This window comes from Streptomyces sp. NPDC049585, assembly GCF_040675615.1.
Taxonomy (GTDB): domain Bacteria; phylum Actinomycetota; class Actinomycetes; order Streptomycetales; family Streptomycetaceae; genus Streptomyces; species Streptomyces luteosporeus.
Window position 1 is genome coordinate 1 of sequence record NZ_JBFAPE010000056.1, and the last position, 20,673, is coordinate 20,673.

Annotated in this window: 17 protein-coding genes; 8 read left to right on the plus strand and 9 right to left on the minus strand. The window is 74.2% G+C overall.

Annotated features, from left to right (window positions below; translation table 11 throughout):
* Positions 1–183: 183 nt before the first annotated feature.
* The 3 genes from AB0K17_RS29935 to ligD form a co-directional block, all read right to left on the minus strand.
* Positions 184–1,434, minus strand: a complete 1,251-nt coding sequence (locus AB0K17_RS29935) for a hypothetical protein (RefSeq protein ID WP_365984914.1) — start codon at positions 1,432–1,434, stop codon at positions 184–186.
* Positions 1,435–1,548: 114 nt separating this feature from the next.
* The gene (locus tag AB0K17_RS29940) at positions 1,549–1,992 is read right to left on the minus strand and encodes an SH3 domain-containing protein (protein ID WP_365984915.1); all 444 of its coding nucleotides are present in this window, start codon (positions 1,990–1,992) and stop codon (positions 1,549–1,551) included.
* Positions 1,993–2,067: 75 nt separating this feature from the next.
* The gene (ligD, locus tag AB0K17_RS29945; RefSeq protein ID WP_365984916.1) at positions 2,068–3,081 is read right to left on the minus strand and encodes a non-homologous end-joining DNA ligase; all 1,014 of its coding nucleotides are present in this window, start codon (positions 3,079–3,081) and stop codon (positions 2,068–2,070) included.
* 79 nt (positions 3,082–3,160) lie between these two features.
* Between ligD and AB0K17_RS29950 the strand changes: the two genes are divergently transcribed.
* Positions 3,161–4,225 (plus strand): ATP-dependent DNA ligase, encoded by a 1,065-nt coding sequence (locus tag AB0K17_RS29950; RefSeq protein ID WP_365984917.1) that lies wholly within the window; start codon positions 3,161–3,163, stop codon positions 4,223–4,225.
* Between the two features lie 95 nt (positions 4,226–4,320).
* Positions 4,321–5,358: a glycoside hydrolase family 6 protein gene (locus AB0K17_RS29955; RefSeq protein ID WP_365984918.1), complete on the plus strand. Its 1,038-nt coding sequence runs from the start codon at positions 4,321–4,323 to the stop codon at positions 5,356–5,358.
* 84 nt (positions 5,359–5,442) lie between these two features.
* Here AB0K17_RS29955 and AB0K17_RS29960 read toward each other — a convergent pair whose 3' ends face one another.
* Both AB0K17_RS29960 and AB0K17_RS29965 read right to left on the minus strand, forming a co-directional pair.
* Positions 5,443–7,365: a kelch motif-containing protein gene (locus AB0K17_RS29960; RefSeq protein WP_365984919.1), complete on the minus strand. Its 1,923-nt coding sequence runs from the start codon at positions 7,363–7,365 to the stop codon at positions 5,443–5,445.
* Positions 7,366–7,371: 6 nt separating this feature from the next.
* Positions 7,372–9,135: a glycosyltransferase family 2 protein gene (locus AB0K17_RS29965; RefSeq protein ID WP_365984920.1), complete on the minus strand. Its 1,764-nt coding sequence runs from the start codon at positions 9,133–9,135 to the stop codon at positions 7,372–7,374.
* Positions 9,136–9,409: 274 nt separating this feature from the next.
* Between AB0K17_RS29965 and AB0K17_RS29970 the strand changes: the two genes are divergently transcribed.
* From AB0K17_RS29970 to AB0K17_RS29980, 3 genes are all read left to right on the plus strand, one after another.
* A complete protein-coding gene (locus tag AB0K17_RS29970; RefSeq protein ID WP_365969343.1) occupies positions 9,410–9,628 on the plus strand; it encodes a hypothetical protein in 219 nt (72 codons plus the stop codon).
* 235 nt (positions 9,629–9,863) lie between these two features.
* Positions 9,864–10,193, plus strand: a complete 330-nt coding sequence (locus tag AB0K17_RS29975; protein ID WP_365969344.1) for a DUF6233 domain-containing protein — start codon at positions 9,864–9,866, stop codon at positions 10,191–10,193.
* Positions 10,194–10,258: 65 nt separating this feature from the next.
* A complete protein-coding gene (locus AB0K17_RS29980) occupies positions 10,259–11,164 on the plus strand; it encodes a hypothetical protein (protein WP_365969346.1) in 906 nt (301 codons plus the stop codon).
* A 60-nt stretch (positions 11,165–11,224) separates the two neighbouring features.
* Here the strand turns inward: AB0K17_RS29980 and AB0K17_RS29985 are convergent, their stop codons facing one another.
* Both AB0K17_RS29985 and AB0K17_RS29990 read right to left on the minus strand, forming a co-directional pair.
* Positions 11,225–11,668 (minus strand): hypothetical protein, encoded by a 444-nt coding sequence (locus AB0K17_RS29985; RefSeq protein ID WP_365969347.1) that lies wholly within the window; start codon positions 11,666–11,668, stop codon positions 11,225–11,227.
* A 124-nt stretch (positions 11,669–11,792) separates the two neighbouring features.
* Positions 11,793–13,220 carry a HEAT repeat domain-containing protein gene (locus AB0K17_RS29990; protein ID WP_365969348.1) on the minus strand — a complete coding sequence of 476 codons (1,428 nt, stop codon included), beginning with the start codon at positions 13,218–13,220 and terminating at the stop codon, positions 11,793–11,795.
* Between the two features lie 356 nt (positions 13,221–13,576).
* On the opposite strand from AB0K17_RS29990, the gene AB0K17_RS29995 reads away from it, so the two are divergent.
* Positions 13,577–14,764 carry a SpoIIE family protein phosphatase gene (locus AB0K17_RS29995; RefSeq protein ID WP_365984921.1) on the plus strand — a complete coding sequence of 396 codons (1,188 nt, stop codon included), beginning with the start codon at positions 13,577–13,579 and terminating at the stop codon, positions 14,762–14,764.
* Between the two features lie 75 nt (positions 14,765–14,839).
* Here AB0K17_RS29995 and AB0K17_RS30000 read toward each other — a convergent pair whose 3' ends face one another.
* Positions 14,840–16,321 (minus strand): hypothetical protein, encoded by a 1,482-nt coding sequence (locus AB0K17_RS30000; RefSeq protein ID WP_365969350.1) that lies wholly within the window; start codon positions 16,319–16,321, stop codon positions 14,840–14,842.
* A gap of 233 nt (positions 16,322–16,554) precedes the next feature.
* Between AB0K17_RS30000 and AB0K17_RS30005 the strand changes: the two genes are divergently transcribed.
* Positions 16,555–17,658 (plus strand): aminoglycoside phosphotransferase family protein, encoded by a 1,104-nt coding sequence (locus AB0K17_RS30005; RefSeq protein ID WP_365969351.1) that lies wholly within the window; start codon positions 16,555–16,557, stop codon positions 17,656–17,658.
* Between the two features lie 305 nt (positions 17,659–17,963).
* Positions 17,964–19,976, plus strand: coding sequence for an N-acetylmuramoyl-L-alanine amidase (locus AB0K17_RS30010; RefSeq protein ID WP_365984922.1), 2,013 nt, complete (start codon positions 17,964–17,966; stop codon positions 19,974–19,976).
* Between the two features lie 27 nt (positions 19,977–20,003).
* Here the strand turns inward: AB0K17_RS30010 and AB0K17_RS30015 are convergent, their stop codons facing one another.
* Entirely contained in the window at positions 20,004–20,504 is a 501-nt protein-coding gene (locus tag AB0K17_RS30015; RefSeq protein ID WP_365969353.1) for a hypothetical protein, read from the minus strand.
* Positions 20,505–20,673 lie beyond the last annotated feature (169 nt).

Sequence of the window (20,673 nt, forward strand, 5' to 3'; positions counted from 1 at the left end):
GGCGTAGATGTCGCAATCCACACCGAGCCAGAAGGCCCTCACCCGTTCAAGCACCCAGCCCGCGTGTCACCAACGTCCCGGGACAACACACCTAGCGCCCCCGTAAGGGGCGCGGGAACTGCGCGACAAGCCACGACGCGGCGGCAGTCGCAGATCGGCACAGCCCCACGCCCCTACGGGGCGCTAGGACACGCCCTGGAGGCGGGTGCGGACGTCGGCGGCGGCCTCGGCGCCGTCGGGCACCCGCTCCCACAGCGCGAGCAGGGCGGGGGCGAGCCGGTGACCGCGCTCGCCGCTGTGCTGCCAGCAGTAGTGGGCCCGCTTGAGGGCGGCGAGCGCCTCGGTGTCCTCGGGTCCGCCGCGTTCGAGCCGCTGGGCGGCGGCGGACATCCACAGCTCGGCGGCGCGCGGATGGTCGCCCGCGAGCCGCGCGAGGTCGGCGCGCACCTCGATCCACAGCCCGGCTTCGGCGCTGTGCGGCCCGTGCCGGCGCAGCGTCAGCTGCTCCCAGGCGGCGGCCATGGCGGCCGCCTCGTTGTGCCGGCCCGCGTGCGCGGCGGCGAGGATGTCGGGCAGGGGTGCGGGACCGGGAACCGCGGCCTCCGGCTCGGCGGGCGCCGGTGCGACGTGCTCAGGTGCGGCGAGGTGGTCGCGGGGCAGGTCGACGGCACGGACACCGGCGTCCGCGGGCAGCTCTGCCACAGCCACCGCCCGGGGCACCGCCGGTGCGACCGGTGCCGCCGGCGGTGGAGCCGCGCGGTTGGCCAGGAGGGGGCCCGTGGCGCCGGACTGCAGGGGCAGGGCGCCCTCCGGCAGGGGGGCGCCGGTCAGCGCCAGTTGGTGCAGCAGGCCGGGGTCGAGGGTGGGCCCGGCCGTGGGGTGGCCGGCGGCCAGGGCGGCGAGGAAGGAGCGGGTGTAGGCGCTCGCCTCCGGGGCGGGCCCCGGCGGGCTCGGGGTGGCGATCCCGTACAGGGCCAGCCCGTCCGCGAGGCGGCCGTCGTGGGCCGCGGCGGCGACGTGGGGCCAGGCGTGGGCGTCGGCCTCGACGTCGAGCAGGAGGAGGGTCGGCCCCGGGTGTTCCCGCAGGGTGCGGGTGAGCCAGTCCCAGGGCAGGCCGGTGTAGCGGACGGTGGCGGGGGTGGACTCGCGCAGCGCGAGGTGGAGTTGGGTGCTGCGCCGGGCGGGGACCATCAGGTGTCCGGTGACCCACACCAGGAGCGGCCCGGGGACGGTGACCGCGTCCTGCAGGTAGGCCAGGACGCTCTGCGGCCCCGCCATGGCGGGGAGCTGCACCACGTCGGCGGAGGGGGCGGCGAGGAACTGGCGCGGTCGGGCACCGGCGACGGCGTGCGCCGTCGGGTTGGGCACGGCACCCCGCCGCCGGTCGGGGGTGCCGTCCAGCAACAGAACGCAACCGTGGGTCGGGTGGTCCAACGCGTCTTCCTTCCGGCCGTTTCGTCGAGCCCGTGACGCAACTGTAGGCGCCGGTGCGTCGGTGCCGGTAAGGAAGGGCGCAACGGGCCCACCGTCTCCCGGTGTTACGCGGCGTTACGCCGGTGTCTTCTTGGGCTGCTGCTCCTTGCGGCCCTGGACGGCGGGTTCGTCGAGGGAGTTGCGGTCGACCGTGCGGCACACCGGCACGTTGCCGGTGTTCTCCACGTACTTCGCCGCGACCCAGGTGTTGCGTTCGCGCAGCAGGTACCAGACGGGGTTGCCGGAGACGTCCTGGGCGCGCGCCTTGCACCGCAGGGGGACCTGGGTGCGGTACTTCAGCAGGCCCTTGGGCGCGGAGTCGGTGGTGGGGAAGACCCGCTCGACGACGCCCGCGGTGGCGACGACGGCGCCGTAGGGGCGGCTCGGCGGCGGGGCGGCGACGGGCTGGTCGGCGGAGTGGGCGGCGGGGGCGGCGGCCAGCAGGGTTCCCCCGAGGGCGGCGGCCGCGATCACGCCGGCGGTGATCTTCCTGGTGCGGATCGCGAGTGTAGTGAACATGGGAACTCCCTCGATGCGAAGTGGATCACGCATTGCCCAGGTTCCACATGAAATGTCGCCATAAACACAAATCCGTCAGTCGTCCTCCTTCCTGGCCCGACTGGGCTGGACGCGCTTGGGTTCGCCCTTCATCTTGGGGTGTTCGGGCGGGTAGGGCAGGTCGCCCAGGCCGTGCTCGCGCTCGTCGCGGGCAGCCAGGTCCAGGGCCGCCTCCAGGTCGCAGGGCCGGTCGTCCATGCCGGCGTGCACGTCGCCGGCCTCGGCGAACCGGGCCGGCATGGTGGCCAGGTCGAAGTCCTCGGGCACGGCCCGCTCCAGCTCCTCCCAGCGCAGCGGCGCCGAGACCGGGGCGTGCGGGCGGGGGCGCACCGAGTAGGCGCTGGCGATGGTGCGGTCGCGGGCGGTCTGGTTGTAGTCGACAAAGATCTTTGGCCCCCTTTCCTCCTTCCACCACGCCGTGGTGATGCGCCGCGGGTCCTGCCGCTCCAGCTCGCGGGCGACCGCGATGGCCGCCCGGCGCACCTGGACGAAGGTCCACTGCGGTGCGATGGGCACGAAGACGTGCAGGCCGCGGCCGCCGGAGGTCTTGGGCCAGCCGGTCAGGCCGAGGCCTGCGAGGACCTCGCGCAGCAGCAGGGCGGCGTGCACGGCGTCCGCGTAGCCGGTGCCGGGCTGCGGGTCGAGGTCGATGCGCAGTTCGTCGGGGTGGTCGGTGTCGCCCCGCCGGACGGGCCAGGGGTGGAAGGTCAGGCAGCCCAGGTTGGCCGCCCACAGCACCGCGGCCGCCTCGCCGGGGCAGATCTCGTCGGCGTGCCGGCCGCTGGGGAAGGAGATGCGGCCGGTGGGGATCCAGTCGGGGAGGTTCTTGGGCGCCCGCTTCTGGAAGAACGACTCCCCCGTCACCCCGTCGGGGTAGCGCTCCAGCGTGGTGGGCCGGTCCTTCAGGGCCCGTACGATGCCGTCCGCGACGCTCAGGTAGTACTGGGCGACGTCGTACTTGGTGTAGCCGCGCTCGGGGAAGTAGACCTTGCCGGGGTTGGACAGCCGTACCGTGCGCTCCCCGACGGTGAGCTCCATGGTCTCTGCCATGCGTTTCACGCTAGGCCGCACGGGCGGGCGGCGCCCGTCGGCGGGCGGGGGGCCGGGTGGCCCAGCACAATCGGGGATCATGGACCTTCCGGTGATGCCCCCGGTCGAGCCGATGCTCGCCAAGCTCGCCCCCGAGATCCCGCCGGGGATGAGCTACGAGGCCAAGTGGGACGGCTTCCGCTCGATCGTCTTCCGCGACGGCGCCGAACTGGAACTGGGCAGCCGCACGGGCAGGCCGCTGACCCGTTACTTCCCCGAGCTCGTGGCCGCGCTGCGCGAACAGCTGCCGGGGCGCTGCGTGGTGGACGGGGAGATCGTCGTCGCCCGCGAGGGCCGGCTGGACTTCGACGCGCTGCTGGAGCGCATCCACCCCGCCGCCTCGCGGGTGCGGCACCTGGCGGAGGTGACGCCGGCCTCCTTCGTCGCCTTCGACCTGCTGGCGCTCGGCGACGCCTCGTTGATGCAGGAGCCGCAGCGCCGGCGCCGCGAGGAGCTGACGGGGGCGCTGGGCGGGGCGCACCCGCCGCTGTTCGTCGCGCCCTCGACCGGTGACCTGACGGTGGCGCAGGGCTGGTTCGAGCAGTTCGAGGGCGCGGGTCTGGACGGGGTGGTGGCCAAGCCGCCGGAGCTGCCGTACCGGCCGGGCCAGCGGGTGATGGTCAAGGTCAAGCACGAGCGCACGGCCGACTGCGTCGTCGCCGGCCTGCGGCACCACAAGAGCGGCCCGGTGGTGGGCTCGCTGCTGCTGGGGCTGTACGACGGCGCCGGGCGGTTGCAGCACGTGGGGGTGTGCGCGTCGTTCCCCATGGCCCGGCGCCGGCAGCTGATGACGGAACTGGAGCCGCTGGTCATGCCGGACGCGACGGGGCACCCGTGGCAGGAGTGGGCGAGCGCCGAGGCCCAGGCCGCCGGCCGGCTTCCGGGCGGGCCGAGCCGCTGGACGGGCAAGAAGGACCTGTCGTGGATCCCGCTGCGCCCGGAGCGGGTGGTGGAGGTGGCCTACGACCACATGCAGGGCGACCGCTTCCGGCACACCGCCCAGTTCCGCCGCTGGCGCCCGGACCGGGACCCGGACAGCTGCACATACGCCCAGTTGGAGGAGCCGGTGCGCTACGACCTGGCCGAGGTGCTGGGCGGGGCGTGAGACACGCCCGGCACGGGGCCGGGGAAATCCCGGCCCGACGGGGCGGCATATCTCACGCTGGTACGACCATCGCACTCCAGCGGGAGGTGGCGTCCATGACCCGGATCCGTTTCCTCCGCCCGGGCGCCGCGGCCCGGCGCGGCACGGCCGCCCTCGTCTGCGCAGGCTGCGCCTGGTGGCCGGCGGCCGTCCCGGCCGCGGCCGGCGGCCCCGGCGGGGGCGGTGACTCGCCCTTCTGGGTCGAGCCCGATGCCCGGGCGGCCCGGCAGGCGCGGGCCTGGCAGGAGAGGGGGCGGGAGGCGGACGCCGAGGCGGTGCGGCGCATCGCCGAGCAGCCCACGGCGGTGTGGATGACGGGCGACGACCCCAGGGAGCAGGTGGCCCGCGTCACGGAGGAGGCCGAACGCGCCGCGCGCATCCCGCTGCTCGTGGCCTACAACGTGCCGCACCGCGACTGCGGTCAGTACTCCTCGGGCGGGGCGCCCACCGCCGAGGCGTACCGGGCCTGGGTCGCCCGGGCCGCCGAGGGCATCGGTGAGCGGCGGGCGTGGGTGGTGCTGGAGCCGGACGCGGTCGCCCAGTGGGCGTCCGGCTGTCTGCCCCGCGAGGCAGCGCAGGAGCGACTGGGCCTGCTGGCCGAGGCGGTCGCGGCGTTCAAGGCGCGGCCGGGGACGTCGGTGTACGTGGATGCGGGCAACGCGGGCTGGATCCGCGACCAGAAGCTGCTGGCCGACGCGCTGCGCAAGGCGGGGGTGGAGCGGGCCGACGGCTTCGCGCTGAACGTCTCGAACTTCCACACCACGCCCGTCACCCGCGCCTACGGCGAGCAGCTCTCGCAGCAACTGGGCGGCGCGCACTACATCATCGACACCAGCCGCAACGGCAACGGCCCGCTGCCGGCGGGGCCCGGGCAGGACGGGGCGGAGTCGTGGTGCAACCCGCCGGGCCGGGCGCTGGGGGCCGCGCCGACCACGCGTACGGGCGACCCCAAGGTGGACGCCTTCGTGTGGGTCAAGCGGCCCGGCGAGTCGGACGGCGCGTGCCGCGGGGCCCCGGCGGCGGGACACTGGTGGGCGGAGTACGCGCTGGGCCTGGTGACGGCGCGCGGCTGGCAGCCGCTGCTGCAGTCGTAGGGCGTGTCAGGGACTGTCCGGCGAATCATCGTCACGCGCCACCACGGCGCCCCAAAGGGGCGCGGGGCGGTGTCGATCGGCGGGTCAGCGTACGTGCACCCAGGCCGCCTTGGACGGGGTGCCGGCGCGGTCGGTGAGGAAGAGCATGTACCAGCCGGCCGGGACGAGCGCGGGGTCCTCGGGGATCGTCACCTTCAGGGTGCCGTCGCGGGCCGTGAGGGGCAGGGCGACGGAGCGCTGCTCGACGTCGGTGGCGTGGGTGACGGCGCTCGGGCGCATCAGCCGGGCGGCGACGGCCCGGCGGGCGTCGGCCCCGGGCAGGGCGAGGCTCTGGCCGCGCCCGGTCTCCAGGGGGCCGGTGCGCAGGGCGGGGCGCTGGTCGCGGTAGAGGTAGGGCGGGGTGTAGACCTCGATGCGCTGTTCGAAGGTGCCCATGACGGTGTCGTCCTTGTCGGCGAACAGCGGGTTGGAGCCGAAGACGGCGATCCGTCCGTCGGGCAGCAGCAGGGCCTCGGCGTGGTAGTCGCGTCCGACGGTGGGCGCGGCCGCCGGGCGGAAGCTGCGGGTGCGCGGTTCGTAGAACTGGGCGCGCAGGATGTCGGAGCCGCGCTTGCCGCGGTAGTCGCCGGAGCCGCCGGTGGTGAAGACCCGGTCGTCGGGGGTGAGGACGGCGTTGAGGTAGCGGGTGCCCTGGGGCAGGTCGGGGCCGGGGGTGTAGCGGGGGGCGTCGGCGGTGAGGTCGGCGATGGCGGTGCGGCGGGTGGAGGCGTGGGACTCCCCCACCCCGCCGCCTCCGAGGATCATCACCTTGCGGTCCTGGGCGGGGGGCAGCAGCACGGAGGCGGAGGTCTCGGTCATGTCCGCGTCCTCCAGGCCGGGGACGGGCAGGAAGGTGTTGGTCTCCAGGTCCCACACGCCGGGGGTGCGGCCCTTGTCGGCGGGCCCGTAGCCGGCGTTGGAGCCGGAGTAGAACAACTGCCCGGCGCCGGTGAGGAAGAGGGCGGGGTAGGTGGGGAAGTACCGGTCGGGGCCCGGTGACCAGGTGCGGCTCTCCGGGTCGTAGATCTCGTTCTTGCCGGGGATGATCTCGCCCATGTCGTCCAGGCCGGAGACGGTCAGGACGCGGCCGTCCTCCAGGGTGACGAGCGTGGGGTACCAGCGGGCCTCGGCCATGGGGTCGACGGGCACGTAGCGCTCGGCCACGGGGTCGAACTCGTAGGCCTCGCGCAGGCCCTGGAAGTCCTTCTTGTCCAGCCCCAGCTTGGCCGCGAGCCCGTAGACGTCCTGGGCGGCGCGGCCGGCCAGGCCCTTGACGCGGTACTGGTCGGCGGTGTGGGTGATGCCCGTCTCGCCCTCGGTGACGGCCTCGACGTAGACGCGTGCCTGGGCGGCGGTGACGCTCACCTGCTCGCCCTTGACCGTCTTCTTCGCGCGCGGCACCAGGACGGGGAACTGGGAGCGGTACTGCTTGCCGGTGGAGCCGACGAAGACGGTTCCGGCGGGCAGGGTGCGCGGGGCGTCGGGGTTCTCGTTCTTGACGAGCATCGCGCCGCCGGCCCGCTTGACGTCGCCGGTGAGCTTCTCGTAGCGGGCGGTGCCGCCGGCGACGAGCAGACGGCCGTCGGGCAGCTGGGCGTGGCCGGCGCAGAACATGTCCTTGGGGGTGCGCACGCTGGTGAAGGTGTTGCGCACCGGGTCCCACAGGACGCTGCGGAAGGTGCCGGCGCGGAAGTTCTTCTCGTCGTTGCCGGAGCCGGCGATCAGCAGCACCTTGCCGGTGCGCAGCAGGGCGGCGTGGATGGCGTTGATGCGGAAGCCGCCGGGGACGTCGACCAGGTCCCAGTGCCCGTAGCGGGCCTTGTAGGACGGCTGGTTGATGGTGTATTCGTGCCAGGCGCGCTCGGCGAAGCCGGCGGCCGCGGGGCCGTTGGCGGCGACGAGCACCAGCACGCCGGTGGTGGCCAGCAGGGCCTTGCGCGTCCTGCGCTCGCGGATCCTCGCCTTCACGTCCACTCATCCCACCTCGTTCGCGACGTCCGTCCGTTCCTGCCGCAGCCCGGCCTGCCACACCAGGTAGGGGCCGAGCGCGGTGAGCAGGGCCAGCAGGGCCCACAGGCGCATGGCGGAGTGGGCGTGGCCCAGCGGCCAGGAGACGATCAGGGCGGCGAGGAACAGCGCCGCCCAGGCCAGGTGGGTGCGGAAGGTGGCCGGGCGGTCGGGGCTGGCGGACTCGCCCTTGGGGGTGACCACGAAGCGGGAGCGGCGGCGCAGCAGCGCCTGGGCGAGCGACTGGGCGTACACGGGTGCGGCGAGGGCGGACATCAGCATGCCGGCGGCGCCGGAGGAGCCGGCCGGTTCGTGGGGGCTGACGTTGTGGCGCCGGTTCCACAGGTACAGGCCCACCTGCAGGGCGGCGGCGTCGCAGTAGAGCATCAGCCACAGGGAGGACTCGACCGTGATGCCGGAGGCGCCGAGGACGAGGAAGAGGACGCAGCTGAGGGCGCCCAGCACCCAGGTGACGGCCGCCATGGGGTAGTAGGCGACCATGAAGACGTAGTTGAGCAGCCGGCCGGGCGACAGCTGCCACATGGCCTTCCAGAACTGGTGCATCAGGGTCTCGTAGGTGCCGCGGGACCAGCGCAGTTGCTGGCTGAAGAAGTCGGTCCAGGTGGAGGGGCCCTCGCCGACGGCGAGCACGTCGGGGGTGTAGACCGACTTCCAGCGGCGGCCGGTGGCGGGGTTGCGGCGGCGGTGGATCTCCAGGCCGGTGGCCATGTCCTCGGTGATGGAGTCGTACAGGCCGCCGATCTGCCGCAGGACGTCGATGCGTACGCAGTTGCTGGTGCCGACGAACATGGGCGAGCCGTAGGCGTTGCCCGCCCGTTGGATGAGGGCGTGGAAGAGGAATTGCTGGCTCTCGGCGGATTTGGTGACGGCGCTGGTGTAGTTGCCGTAGACCTGGGGGCCGACCACGAAGGCCACGTCGGGGTCGCGGAAGTAGCCCATCATGCGTTCGAGGAAGTTGGGCAGCGGCACGTGGTCGGTGTCGACGCAGGCCATGAACGCGTAGTCGTCGCCGTGGGCGTCGAGCCAGGCGTTGTAGTTCCCGTGCTTGGTGCGGGCGCGGTAGGCGCCGGAGGGCTGGTTCCAGCGGTCGACGCCCTTGCGGGAGAAGTGCCGTACGCCCAGGCGTTCGCACAGCCGCCGGGCCGCGGGGTCGTCGCCCTCGTCCAGCAGCCATACGTCCAGCGGCCCGTCGTGGTGGATGCGTACCGCCCCCTCCAGCGTGGCGCGCAGCATGGACATGGGTTCCTTGCCGGGCACGAAGGTGGTCAGGAAGGCCACCCGCGTGCCGGGTTGGGGGCGTACGGGGACGGGGTCGCGGGCCACCCAGGTGGCGTGCGCGTTGGAGGCGACGTTGACGGTGCGGAAGAGTTCGATCAGGGCGACGGCGGCGAGCATGAGCCGGTCGCAGCAGTGCTCCCAGTCGCTGACGTAGGGCCGCTCCAGCCAGTGGCCCGGGGAGATCAGCCACAGCAGCAGGGTGAGGGAGAGCAGGGGGGCGGCCGCCACCAGCAGCCGTACGCCGATTCCGCGGCCGGGGCCGTGGTCGAGCAGCCGCCGGTAGCGCACGCGGTAGCCGTCGGCGGGGGGTTCGGTCAGCTCTCCGGCCAGCCGGCTGAAGCGGGGATAGTCGTAGCCGGAGGCGGCGGAGTCCTGCGGCCGCCCCCCGGACCGGCGCGTTCCGCGACCCTGGCCGGCCCTTCCCGGGGGCACCTTCGTGAGCCGGGCGGAACTCGCCGGACGGGCCGGAACAGCCACCACACACACCCCCGGTCGCTGAAGGACGGGCCTTGAATCGACACCAATGGGACAAGTCCGATGAACATAACAAAGGAGACCTGGAATCATGTGATGAACACACCGAAGCGGGTGTCACATCACCTGCACAGCGCAGGGCTGGGGGCGTTCGCCCGGGTGGCCTAGAATTGCGGGATTCCTCCGTTCACCCCGGACGCGGGCAGCCGTACGGACCCAGGAGGGGACAGCCGTGAGTGCGTTCGCCGAAGCGATGCGGGAACGGGTGCGCAACGCCCGTGCCGCCCTGGCGGCCGCCCGGGCCGCCGGAGACGTCTACGCGGCGGCGGTCGCCGAGGACGAGCTCGACGACGCCCTGTGGCTGGCCCGCGCGCACGGCGTGGAGACCGACCCGGCACCGGAAGAGGAGCCCGTCCCCCCGGAAAGCGGGGGCGTTCACGAGGACGGGTGATAACGGAATGGCCAAAGGCCGGGCCCGCAGGGTATGGAGCGCGGCGCCGGGCGAGTAGACCACCGTCCTATGCCACCGCTCCCCCATGGCGCCGGAGCTGCGGTTCGTGCGATGAGATGATCATTGCCCCGTGCAGCAACCGGCGGCTGCAGCCGGTCAACCCGCAGGTCAGCACCGCAGGCCAATGCCCGGAACCCGGTTCGCAGGCCATGCCGCGCTGCTACTGTCGCGCGTCATGGAGACGCTCTTCACCCCTGAGGAACTCGTCCGAATCGAGGCAGCCGCTCAGGAAAGCGGCATCTCCCCGCGCGACTGGGTGCGCGAAGTGGTGCTCCAGCGCCTGAAGGGCGAGTGGCGCCACGACATGGAGGACGCCATCTGGCCCGTCACCGTGCACCGCCGGCCCGGCGGCACCCTGCAGGAACTGCACCACGCCGGCTGCTGGGTGCCGCGTGGCGGGGAGGAGACCCTGACCACCGCCGAGGCCCGGGCGCGGGCCGCCGAGTACGACGTCCGCTTCTGCGACGCCTGTGAGCCCGAACGGTTCCTGGTCCCCTACGAGTGACCGCCCCGCCGCCCCCGTTACGCTGTCCATTTCAAGATCAACGAAGTGGGTGGGGGAAGTACGGCATGAGGATATGGACGCGCCTCACGGGGTGGGCGACGGTGCTCACGGGGTACGCGACCGTCCTGCTCGGCGTGGTCCCGTTCCGGGAACTACCGCCCAAGCGCCATCAGTTGCTGCTGCTCGGGACGAGCATCGCCTGCGCCGCGTGCTGGCTCCTCGCCTCGGCCCTGGCCCGCGCGCGCCGGCGCGCCGCGCTGCGCCGCAAGACCTGGCGCCGGCGCTACGAGCCAGGGCCCGAGCCGCGCCCCTCCCGGCTGCTGTGCTGGGTCCTGGGCTTCGGCATCGCCCTGGCCAGCGGTGCGGCGCTGTGCCAGGGGGTGGGGCCGGACGGGGCGGAGGGCAAGTGGCTGGCCCGCGCCCAGCGCGCGGGCGGCGGCACCCACGAGGTGGACGTCGTGCGCATCGCCGGCCAACCCCGGCCCACGGGGCGGGAGATGAACGACATCGACGAGTACGCCACCACGCTCGTGGTCAGCGTCCCCTTCCCCGACGGCGATCGGGACGTCACCGTGCCCGACGTGCACACCAGCGGCAAGCCGGAGGCGGGTCGCACGGTGGAGGTCGTCTACGTGCCCGACCGGCCGGAACTGGGGGTCCGTCAGTCGCCCGGCAACGACCTGGACACCTTCGCCGGACGCATGATCGTGCTGCCGGCGATCTGGACGCTCACCCTGGCCGCCGGCCTCGTCACGAGCATCGCGCTGTACCGGCGGGAGGCCGGGGTGCGCTACGCCCGCCGGTTCGAGCCCTGGGTGCACCTGCCCGCCGCGGTCGTCCTGCTGTGCGGCGCCGCCCTCGTCGTCCCGCTGCTCATCGGCTTCCCCACCACGCAGACGGGCTGGTACCTGGCCACCGGCTCGGCGGCCACCCCGTGGCTCGCGCTGACCTGGGTGGCCAGGAGCAGCTGAACGCGCCGAGCCCCCGCCCTGGGGGCGGGGGCTCGGCGTGCGGCGGCCGGCGTGCGGCCGTCAGGTGCGGCGGCGCCGGAAGGCGCGGCGGATCAGGAAGACGGCGATCACGATCAGCGCCACCACGAACAGGATGGCGAGGATCACGATCACCAGCAGGGCCGTGCCCAGCCGCTTGAAGAAGCCCTTCTTTTTCTTCTTGTCCTTCTTCTTGTCCTTCTTCTCGCTCTTGCCGGCCAGCGTCGTGTGGTCGCCGTGGTGCGTCGAGGCGTGCGACGAGGTGTGCGACGCGGCGTGACCGCCGTGGTGGGCGCCGGCCTGGACCACGCGGTCACCGGCGGAGGCGACGGCGAGCGGCGCGCTCGCCTCCCGCGGCGCCGGCGCGGCGGCGGCCGCGGCGGGCGTGGCCAGCAGCACGGCCCCCAGGAACAGGGCGAGCAGGGCGGAGACTCTGCGTGCCAGGCTCCCCCGGTACGGTCCGTCGTGCTTGCGGTCGTGCGTCATCCGCGCCCCCTGTGTCCGGTGCTCTGGCTGTGGTGCCATGGTTTCGTGCCGCCCCGCGGGCGCGGGGCGGCCCCCATTATCGGCATACGGTCGCACCGCCCAGCAGGGCGCATGCCCGCGCCCCTCACAGCGCCGGTGCGTCCGGCTCGAATCGGTTGCGCACCGCCGTCTGCACCTCGGCCTCCTCGGCCGGGTCGGCCGCCAGGCGCCGCAGCTGCTCCACGACGCGGGCGTCGGCCGTGGTGGCGTGGTGCGCGGCGAGCTCACGGGTGGTCTCCTCGCAGTCCCACAGGCACTCGACGGCGAAGCCGGTGGCGAAGGAGGGGTCGGTGGCGGCCAGGGCGCGGGCGGCCCGGCCGCGCAGGTGCGAGGAGGCGGTCTCGCGGTAGACGTGGCGCAGGACGGGCGCGGCGCAGCCGATCGCCAGCCGCCCGGCGCCGTCGACCAGGTCGAACAGCACGGGCGCATCGCAGCCCTCGGCGCGCACGGTGCGGCGCAGGGCGCCCAGGACGAGCGCGGCGTCGTACTGGGCGCCGCGGCAGGCGAGCATGCCGGCGGCGGCGGCGCCGAGCGCGTCGGGGCGGTGGATCCAGGCGCGGGCGCGCTCCAGGGCGGCCGCGCTGCGCATGCGCTCGAAGGCGGTGACCGCGGCCCCGGCGACCAGCGGGGCCGGGTCGTCGGCGGCCGCCTCGATCAGGTCGAGGGCCTGGGGGTCGTGGTGCTCGGCGAGGTAGCGCAGGGCGGTGGCCCGGGCGGCCTCGCCGCCCCGGCGGGCGGCGTCGATGATCTCCTCGCGGTCCTCGGGACCGGCGACGGCGGTCAGGCAGCGGGTGGCGGGCACGTGGCGCTGCTGGGCGGGGTGCTGCTCCAGGCCCGCGTCGGCCCACTGCAGCACCTCGCGCACACTCCAGCCCGGGCGCGGGCCGGAGGGGCGCAGCTGGCGCTGCCAGCGGTCGAAGGACCCGCGCTCGCGGGCCGCCCGGACCCGGGCGGCCAGGGCCGGGAAGCGCTCGTCGTCGGCCCACAGCCGCCAGGGCCGCGGTTCGAAGGCGTCGCGGACGGCGGTGGTGAGCGCGGCCTCCCCCTCGGGGGTGTGCGGGAACCGGGCGAGGACGGGGGCGCACAGGCTCAGCAGCCCGGCGTCGTCGTCGCGCAGGGCCAGCTCGTCCAGGGCCCAGGCCCAGTTGCCGCCGGTGGCGGCGTAGCGGCGCAGGAGCGCCAGGGCGTCGGCGCGGCCGTAGGAGGCGAGGTGGCCGAGGACGGCCAGGGCCAGCCCGGTGCGCTCCTCGGCACCGTCCAGCAGGTCGCCGGGGGCGAAGAGGTGCTCCTCGATCGCCCCGAGGTCGCCGTCGAGGTCCAGATACAGGCGCGCGTAGTAAAGGGAGCGGTTCTCCACCTGCCAGTCGCGGCGGGGGTCGCGGAGCACGCACTGGTTCAGCGCCTCGAGTGCCTCGGCTCGGGAGGCCGCGAGGGCGTGCAGGGTCCCGTCGCCGCGGCCTCGCTGCAGGAGGCCGAGCAGGGTGCCACTGGGCGCTATGTCTGGATCGAACATGGGGTCAGCATCCGGTGCGGGGAGTCGGCTGGCAACGGGATTTCCTCACGGACGGCATTCTTGCCGCGCTCCACCGCCTCCATGCCTGGTGAGCTGTGGGAACCGTGGTCCTCCCGAGCGCCGCAGCCTACCCGGAGCTGGGCATTCCGCCGAGTGGCGCCGGAAATGTCATAGTCATACCTCGGGCATATGCCTCAAGCATCACCGGTACGGGTATTGCCAAAGGCTCCCCAGGCGCTCGCTCCCTGTGTCAGAGTCGTCACGTCAAGCCCCGCCGGCCCCGGCCGGAAGAGGCCGACGCCACCCGGCAGCGCCGGCCGGGGGGAGCAGCGCCCCGCTTCGTATCGGAGTACGTGATGCCGTCCCCACTGTCCGCGAACCGACCCGCCACCGCACCGCCCGGCGGTGGGGGCGGCGCGCCCGGCCCGCGGGCCGGCAGCGCCGAGTGGAATTTTCTCACCGACGAGGCCCTGTGGTCCGAGGAGCTCTTCGAGCTCTTCGGCCGGCGGCCGGCCGAGGGCGCACTGACCCTCGACGAGCTGCCCTCCTGGCTCCTGCCGCAGGACACCCCGGTGCTCACCGCCATGATCACCGGCTGCCTGGTGGACGGCCGGCCGATCGACGGCGAGTTCCGCATCGTGCGCACCGACGGCGCCGTGCGCAGGATCCACATGATGGGCGAACCGGTCCTCGACGCCGACGGCTGCGCCGCCTCCCTGTGGGCGGTGCTGCGCGACCTCGGCGCCGCCCGGCGCGGCCCCGTGGAGGTGCCCGCCACCCGTGACCCGGCGCACCGCCCCCGGTCCGCGGCCGCGCCCCGCGCCGAGCAGCACCGGCTCGCGGCCGAGCTGCAGGAGGCCGTGCTGCCCCCGTGGCGCGGCGCGCTGCGCCTGCCGCAGTGCGCGCCGTCCGCCGGGGCGCTGGAGGTGGCCGGGCACCACCTCGCCGCCGCCGGCGGCCCGGCCGGGGGCGACTGGTACGACGCCCTGGAGCTGCCCGGCGGGCGGACCCTGCTGACCGCCGGCGGCCTCGCCGGCCGCGGGGTGGCCACGGCCTCGGCCATGGCGATGCTGCTGGGCGCCGTGCGCGGCATGGCCGTCTCCGGCGCCGAGCCGGGCCCGCTGCTGGGCTGGCTCAACCACCTGCTGGAGGCGTCCGCCCAGCCCGCCCTGGGCACCGCGGTGTGCTGCCGCTACGAGCCGGACTCCGGCACGCTCCTGTGGTCCCGGGCCGGCCATCCCGCCCCGCTGCTGTTCCGCGACGGGACGGCGCGCGCCCTGCGGCAGCCGGAGGGCGTACCGCTGGGTGCGGTGGCCGACGCGGCGTACACGCAGTCCGAGGAACACCTGCGGCCCGGCGACGTGCTGCTGCTGCACACCGAGGGGCTGGCGGGTGGCACCTGCGAGGAGCGGCTGCGCGGCCTGGCGCCGCGGTTCGCCGCGGCGGCGGGTGCGCAGGAGTGCCTGCGGGCGGTGCTGGAGGAGTTCGGCGGGCGGCAGCGCGAGGACGACGCGTGCGTGCTCGTCGCCCGCGCCGGCTCCTAGCGGTCCCACCGGCTCCCGGCAGTTGTGCACGAGTGGCCGGCTGTGCACGACACGAGGGGCCGGCCTCACACGGCCTCACACGGGGAGGGTTCCCTTCCTGGGGCGCCCCGGCGCCTTCGGCAGCACCTGCTCGAGGTCCTCGCGCAGGTCCGCGATCCGGGCGTACGCGGAGTACTTGCCGGTCAGCCGGTACATCTCGCGCAGCCGGTCCCAGGTGCGGTGCGAGGAGTTCTCCCCGATCGTGCTGAGCGCCATCCGCGCGAAGGTGTCGGCCTGCTCCGGCTCGCCCCCGATGAAGCAGGCGGACGCCATGGAGATGTAGTCGAAGATCATCGACCGCTGCTGCACGGTGCCCGCCCGCAGCTCCAGTGCCCGCCGGGCGTGCTGCTGGGCGACCGCCGCGGCCGAGGGATCGTGCTCGGCGAGGGTGCGGTAGGCCAGGGCCTGCATCCCGTGCAGGTCCGCCTCGTCGAACATCTGCATCCAGTCCGGCGGCGGCACGTCGCCCTTGTCGGCGACGAAGAGCTCCTCCGCCTCGCCCAGGGTGCGGCGCATGGCCTGGCCGCGCCCCATCGACGCCTGCGCCCAGGCCTCCACGGTGCACAGCATGGCGCGGGTGCGCGGCAGGGCCTCGTCACCGGCCCCCTTCTTCGCCAGCGCCATCAGGTCCAGCGCCTCGTCGGGCTTGTTCAGATGGACCTTCTGGCGGGCCGCCCGGGAGAGCGCCTCGCCGGCCCGGGGGCGGTCCCCGCCCTCGCGGGCGGCGTGGGCGGCGATGAGGAAGTACTTCTGGGCGGTGGGCTCCAGGCCCACGTCGTGGGACATCCAGCCGGCCAGGACCGCCAGGTTGGCCGCCACCCCCCACAGCCTGCGCTGCAGGTGTTCGGGGTGGCGGTACTCCAGCATGCCGCCCACCTCGTTGAGCTGGCCGACCACCGCCTTGCGCTGCAGCCCGCCGCCGCGGGAGGCGTCCCAGACCCGGAACACCTGCACCGAGCGCTCCAGCGCCTCGACCTCCATGGAGCCCACCGGCGTGGCCTCGTAGCGGTCGAGCCCGGCGGGCTCGACGCGCAGGGGGTCGTCCATGCGGGGAGCGTCCGTGGCGAGGACGGGATCGAGGTGCAGCCAGTCGTGCATCGCGCTGCTGATTGCTGAGCCTGCGGCGAGCGCGGCGCCCGCACCCACCAAGCCGCGTCGGTTGAGCATGAGGTCCATTCCCGTGAATTCGGTGAGGACCGCGGCGGTCCGCTCGGGCGGCCACGACAGCTTTTCCGAGGACTGGCCCCTGCCTGCCCGTCCGCGCCGACCCAGCCCGAGGTCCTCGATGGTCACGACACGGCCGAGTCGCTCGGTGAAGAGGGCCGCCAGCACCTTGGGCACGGGATCGCGGGGGCGTTCGCCCATGTCGATCCAGCGCCGCACCCGCGAGGTGTCGGTCGCCAGCTGCGGGTGGCCCATGGCCGCCGCCTGCCGGTTCACGAGCCTCGCGAGCTCGCCCTTGGACCAGCCGGCCAGGCCGAACAGATCCGCGAGGCGGGTGTTGATTTCCCTCGTCACGTCAAGCCCCCAGGTTCCTCGGCTGACTTGACCGTACTCGCGGCGTCATGGGCCAGGCGAGTATTCGCCAGGCTTCGCCAGGGTGCGCCACATGGTGTGCCACCCGCGGTCGGGTGTGATGTAGAAATGCGCAACCCCGGCCACCCGGAAGCCCGACGCATTCCCCAGGGTGCACGACGGCTCCGGTGCCGGAAGCGCGGCAATTCGCCGACACGAAGGGATCCGTAACGCCCATGTATGCAGCATCGGCCTCCGTGTCCGCTCCGTCCCGGCCGCCCCGCACCCAGCAGGGCGGCGGGCCGTACCTCGACCCCTCCCACGCCGTGGGAGCCGCGTTCGGGGGCGGCCGGGGACGGCGGGCCCCGGGGCTCGGCGCCCAACCGCTCAGCGGGAGAATCGACTTGTCCGGCCCCCAGGGCGCGCAGCTGCGCACGGTGATCTCATCGGTCCATCGCATCTGCCCGGAGTTCAACCCCGTTCAGGTGCTCCGGCGCAGTGCCCGCTCGATCCTGCTGGTCGGCACGACCGGGCGCGCCACAGCGGTGGCCAAGTGTTTACTGGACGAGTCGCCCGCGGCCGTCGAGCGGTTCCAGCAGGAAATAGCCGCGTACCGGGCGTTCGTCCGGCACCGTCCGCCGGTGCGGGTGCCCCGCCTGATCGTCGCCGACCCGGACGCGTGCGCCCTGGTCATGGAGCGGATGCCCGGGCGGCCGGCGGCCCTGCAGCGGCATCCGGTCGACACCCTGCCCCGCGCGGACGTCCGTGCGGCGCTGGGGGCGGTGTGCCGGGTCAACCTGTGGCGGCCCCCCGCCGGGTTGTTCGACATGCCGCTGGACTACGGCCGGCGCATCGCCCGCTACCACGAGCTCGGTCTGCTGACCGACCGGGACATGGGCGACCTGCAGAAGCTGCTGCACGGCCTGGCGCACGTGCAGGGGCAGTTCTGCCACGGCGACGCCCAGCTGTCGAACGTCCTGCTCTCGCCCGCCGGCCCGGTGCTCGTCGACTGGGACAACGCCGGCTGGTACCTGCCCGGGTACGACCTGGCCACGCTGTGGACCGTGCTCGGCGACGCCCCGGTGGCGCGGCGTCAGATCAGCCAGCACGCGCAGGCCGCGGGGCCCACCTCGCGGGACGCGTTCCTGGTCAACCTGATGCTGGTGCTCACCCGGGAGATCAGGGTGTACGAGACGGCGGTGCAGCGGGCCCTGCAGGAGCCCGCGGCGCCGGGCACCACGCCGGAGTCCGGCGAGGAGCAGCGGCTGGTGCTGCGGCGCCTGCACGACGACTGCGCCATGGCCCGCCGGGCCGTCCGGGCGGCCGTCGGCACCCGCTGAGCGGCGGCCGCCCGGCGGCGCCGGAACGCCGCACCGCCGACCTGCGGCGTGTCGCACTCGCCCGTCCGGGCGAGCCGCCGGGCAGCGCGCCCATCGACGCCCGCGCCGGGAAACACCCGGCGCGGGCGTTGACGCGTCCCCGCCCCCCGTCCCAGTCTGATGACCGCCACTCCCGTGGGATTGACGGATCGTCTGCCGGGCCGGGGCCTCTTGATAGGTTCGGTCCGCAGGCTGATCGCGCACGCTTTTCTCCCGTTCCCCGTGCCCTCCCGGCCGCGGGAACGGCCCGCCTTGAGGAGGCCGCCATGCGAGGATCCGCCCCGGACACCCCGACCGCCCTGCGCAGAGGCCGGCGAAGAAGCCGCCGCGCGCTGCGGGCGGCCGGCGCGGTGGCGTCGGCCGCCCTGCTGCTGCCGGTCCTGGCCGCGGGGCCCGCCGTGCCCGCGGAGCCGGGCGGTGCCGGCGTGCTCCAGGAGCAGTTCGCGGCCGCGGCCGCCAAGTACCACGTGCCGGTCGGCGTGCTGCTCGGCGTGTCCTATATGGAGTCGCGCTGGGACTCCCACGGCGGCGCGCCGAGCGTGACCGCCGGCTACGGGCCGATGCACCTGACCGACGCCACCACCGCACTGGCCGGCGCCGGGCACCACGGCGACCCCAGCGAGGACGCCCGGGGCGACCTGGCCCGGCCCCGGTCGGCCGGCCGCTCGGCGGCCTCCGCGACGGCGCCCGCGGCCGGGCCGGCCGCGGTGCCGGCGCGGTTGCGCACCCTGGAGCGGGCCGCGGAGCTGACGGGGCTCGAGCCCCGGGCGCTGCGCGAGAGCACCGCGGCGAACGTGGAGGGTGGCGCGGCCCTGCTGGCGGCCGAGCAGAAACGACTCGCTCTGCCGCTCGGCGGGGACGCCGCCGACTGGTACGCGGCGGTCGCCGGCTACTCGGGCGCCTCCGACACGGCGACGGCGACGACCTTCGCCACCGACGTCTACGACGTGATCCGCACCGGTCAGCGGCGCACCACCGACAGCGGCCAGCAGGTCGGTCTGCCCGCCGCGCCCCGCATCGCGCCGCGCACCGGGCAGCTGCGGCTGCTCGGGCTGGCCGAGCTGCCGGCCGGGCAGACCGAGTGCCCGGCCACGGTGGCCTGCGAGTCGATCCCGGCTCCTTACCAGCAGCTGGAGGGCAAGGACTACGGCAACCACGACGTGGCCGACCGACCGCGGTCGCAGAAGGTGGACTTCATCGTCGTCCACGACACGGAGGGCACGTGGGAGACGACGATCAAGCTGATAAAGGATCCGACGTACGTCTCCTGGAACTACACGATCCGCTCCGGTGACGGGCATGTCGCCCAGCACGTGGCCACCAAGGACGTGGCGTGGCACGCGGGCAACTGGTACGTGAACGCCAAGTCGGTCGGCATCGAGCACGAGGGGTTCCTGGCCCAGCCCACCGCCTGGTACACGGAGGCGATGTACCGTTCCTCCGCGCGGCTGGTGCGGTACCTGGCGCAGAAGCTGGGCATCCCGCTGGACCGGCAGCACATCCTGGGGCACGACAACGTCCCCGGCACCACCCCGGCCACGATCCGCGGCATGCACACCGACCCGGGGCCGTACTGGGACTGGGCGCACTACTTCGAGCTGCTGGGCAGGCCGCTGCACGCCACCGCGAGCCCGTTCAGCGGAATGGTGACCATCGCCCCCGACTACACCGCCAACAAGCCGGTCTACACCGGCTGCACCAAGCCGGGCGAGACCTGTGCCGCGCACGGCTCGAGTGCGGTGCGGCTGTACACCGCGCCGCGTGACGACGCGCCGCTGGTCAAGGACGTCGGCCTGCGCCCGGACGGCAGCCCCTCGACGACCGACGTCAACGACACCGGGGCGCGGGCGACGACCGGCCAGCAGTTCGCGGTGGCCGGCCGGGAGGGTGGCTGGACGGCGATCTGGTACCTCGGCCAGCGGGCCTGGTTCAAGGACCCGTGGTCGGCGCCGGCGGCCGTGGGCGCCCACGGCAAGCTGGTCACCCCGAAGGAGGGGCTGGCGCAGATCCCGGTGTACGGGCGCGCCTACCCGGAGGCCTCGGCGTACCCGCAGGGCGTCCCCGTCCAGGCGGTGACCCCGCTGCCGTACAAGCTGCTCGCCGGGCAGGCGTACGTGCTGGGGGCGACGTCGCCGAGCGAGTACCTGTGGGCGACGACCTTCGAGCCGGCGGGGCACAAGGTGATAAAGGGCAAGGACGTCTACTACGAGATCCAGTTCGGGCACCGGGTGGCCTTCGTCAAGGCCTCCGACGTCCAGGTGCGCCCCTCGAACTGGTAACCGGCTCCAGCGGCCGGGCCGGGGCCGCTAGCCCGCCTGGAACATCTCGGCGGGCAGCGGCTTCAGCAGCTGGTAGAGGTCGTCGGTGATGGGCCGGTCCCAGCTGGCGATGGTGACCAGCACGCCGTCGCTGCGGTCGAACTGGGTGCAGGAGATCCGGCTCTCCGAGCACTTCAGGCGCCGCACGATCAGCAGGTTGTCCTCGTGCATGACCGGCACGTCCTCCGTGCCCACGACCTGCACCGGCTCGTCGTTGCCGAGGGCGGCGAGCAGCTGGGCGACCTCGAAGGGCACCTGGTCCTCGGCGAGCTCGCGGGCCGGGGAGCCCTCGGGCAGATTGCCGATGATCATCGCGGGGCCGCGTCCGCCGAACAGGTCGTAGCGGAGGAAGACCCCCTGGCAGCTGCCGTCGGGCGCGGGCAGCAGCCCGGCCCCGAGGTCGCCGGGCCAGTCCCCGGGATCCATGGCGAGGACGTCGAAGTCCGGCCCGGTGGGGGTGGCGGCGCTGCGGCGGCGGAGGAAGGACATGCCCACATCGTACGTGCCCCGCCCGCCCGTGTGCGGCGGGGGAAGGCCGTACGGCCGCCGTGCGTCCCCTAGGCCGTGTCCGGCGGATCATGCAGTGCCCCGTAGGGGCGCGGGGAACTGCGCGATCAGCCAGCGACGGCCTGCAGTCGACGCGCCGGGGGCGAAGCGC

Excerpts from the sequence above, each read along its gene's own strand:
- AB0K17_RS29940 (WP_365984915.1), bottom strand. The coding sequence starts at position 1,992 with ATGTTCACTACACTCGCGATCCGCACCAGGAAGATCACCGCCGGCGTG.
- ligD (WP_365984916.1), bottom strand. The coding sequence starts at position 3,081 with ATGGCAGAGACCATGGAGCTCACCGTCGGGGAGCGCACGGTACGGCTG.
- AB0K17_RS29950 (WP_365984917.1), top strand. The coding sequence starts at position 3,161 with ATGGACCTTCCGGTGATGCCCCCGGTCGAGCCGATGCTCGCCAAGCTC.
- AB0K17_RS29955 (WP_365984918.1), top strand. The coding sequence starts at position 4,321 with ATGACCCGGATCCGTTTCCTCCGCCCGGGCGCCGCGGCCCGGCGCGGC.
- AB0K17_RS29975 (WP_365969344.1), top strand. The coding sequence starts at position 9,864 with ATGGAGACGCTCTTCACCCCTGAGGAACTCGTCCGAATCGAGGCAGCC.
- AB0K17_RS29980 (WP_365969346.1), top strand. The coding sequence starts at position 10,259 with ATGAGGATATGGACGCGCCTCACGGGGTGGGCGACGGTGCTCACGGGG.
- AB0K17_RS29985 (WP_365969347.1), bottom strand. The coding sequence starts at position 11,668 with ATGACGCACGACCGCAAGCACGACGGACCGTACCGGGGGAGCCTGGCA.
- AB0K17_RS29990 (WP_365969348.1), bottom strand. The coding sequence starts at position 13,220 with ATGTTCGATCCAGACATAGCGCCCAGTGGCACCCTGCTCGGCCTCCTG.
- AB0K17_RS29995 (WP_365984921.1), top strand. The coding sequence starts at position 13,577 with ATGCCGTCCCCACTGTCCGCGAACCGACCCGCCACCGCACCGCCCGGC.
- AB0K17_RS30005 (WP_365969351.1), top strand. The coding sequence starts at position 16,555 with ATGTATGCAGCATCGGCCTCCGTGTCCGCTCCGTCCCGGCCGCCCCGC.
- AB0K17_RS30010 (WP_365984922.1), top strand. The coding sequence starts at position 17,964 with ATGCGAGGATCCGCCCCGGACACCCCGACCGCCCTGCGCAGAGGCCGG.
- AB0K17_RS30015 (WP_365969353.1), bottom strand. The coding sequence starts at position 20,504 with ATGTCCTTCCTCCGCCGCCGCAGCGCCGCCACCCCCACCGGGCCGGAC.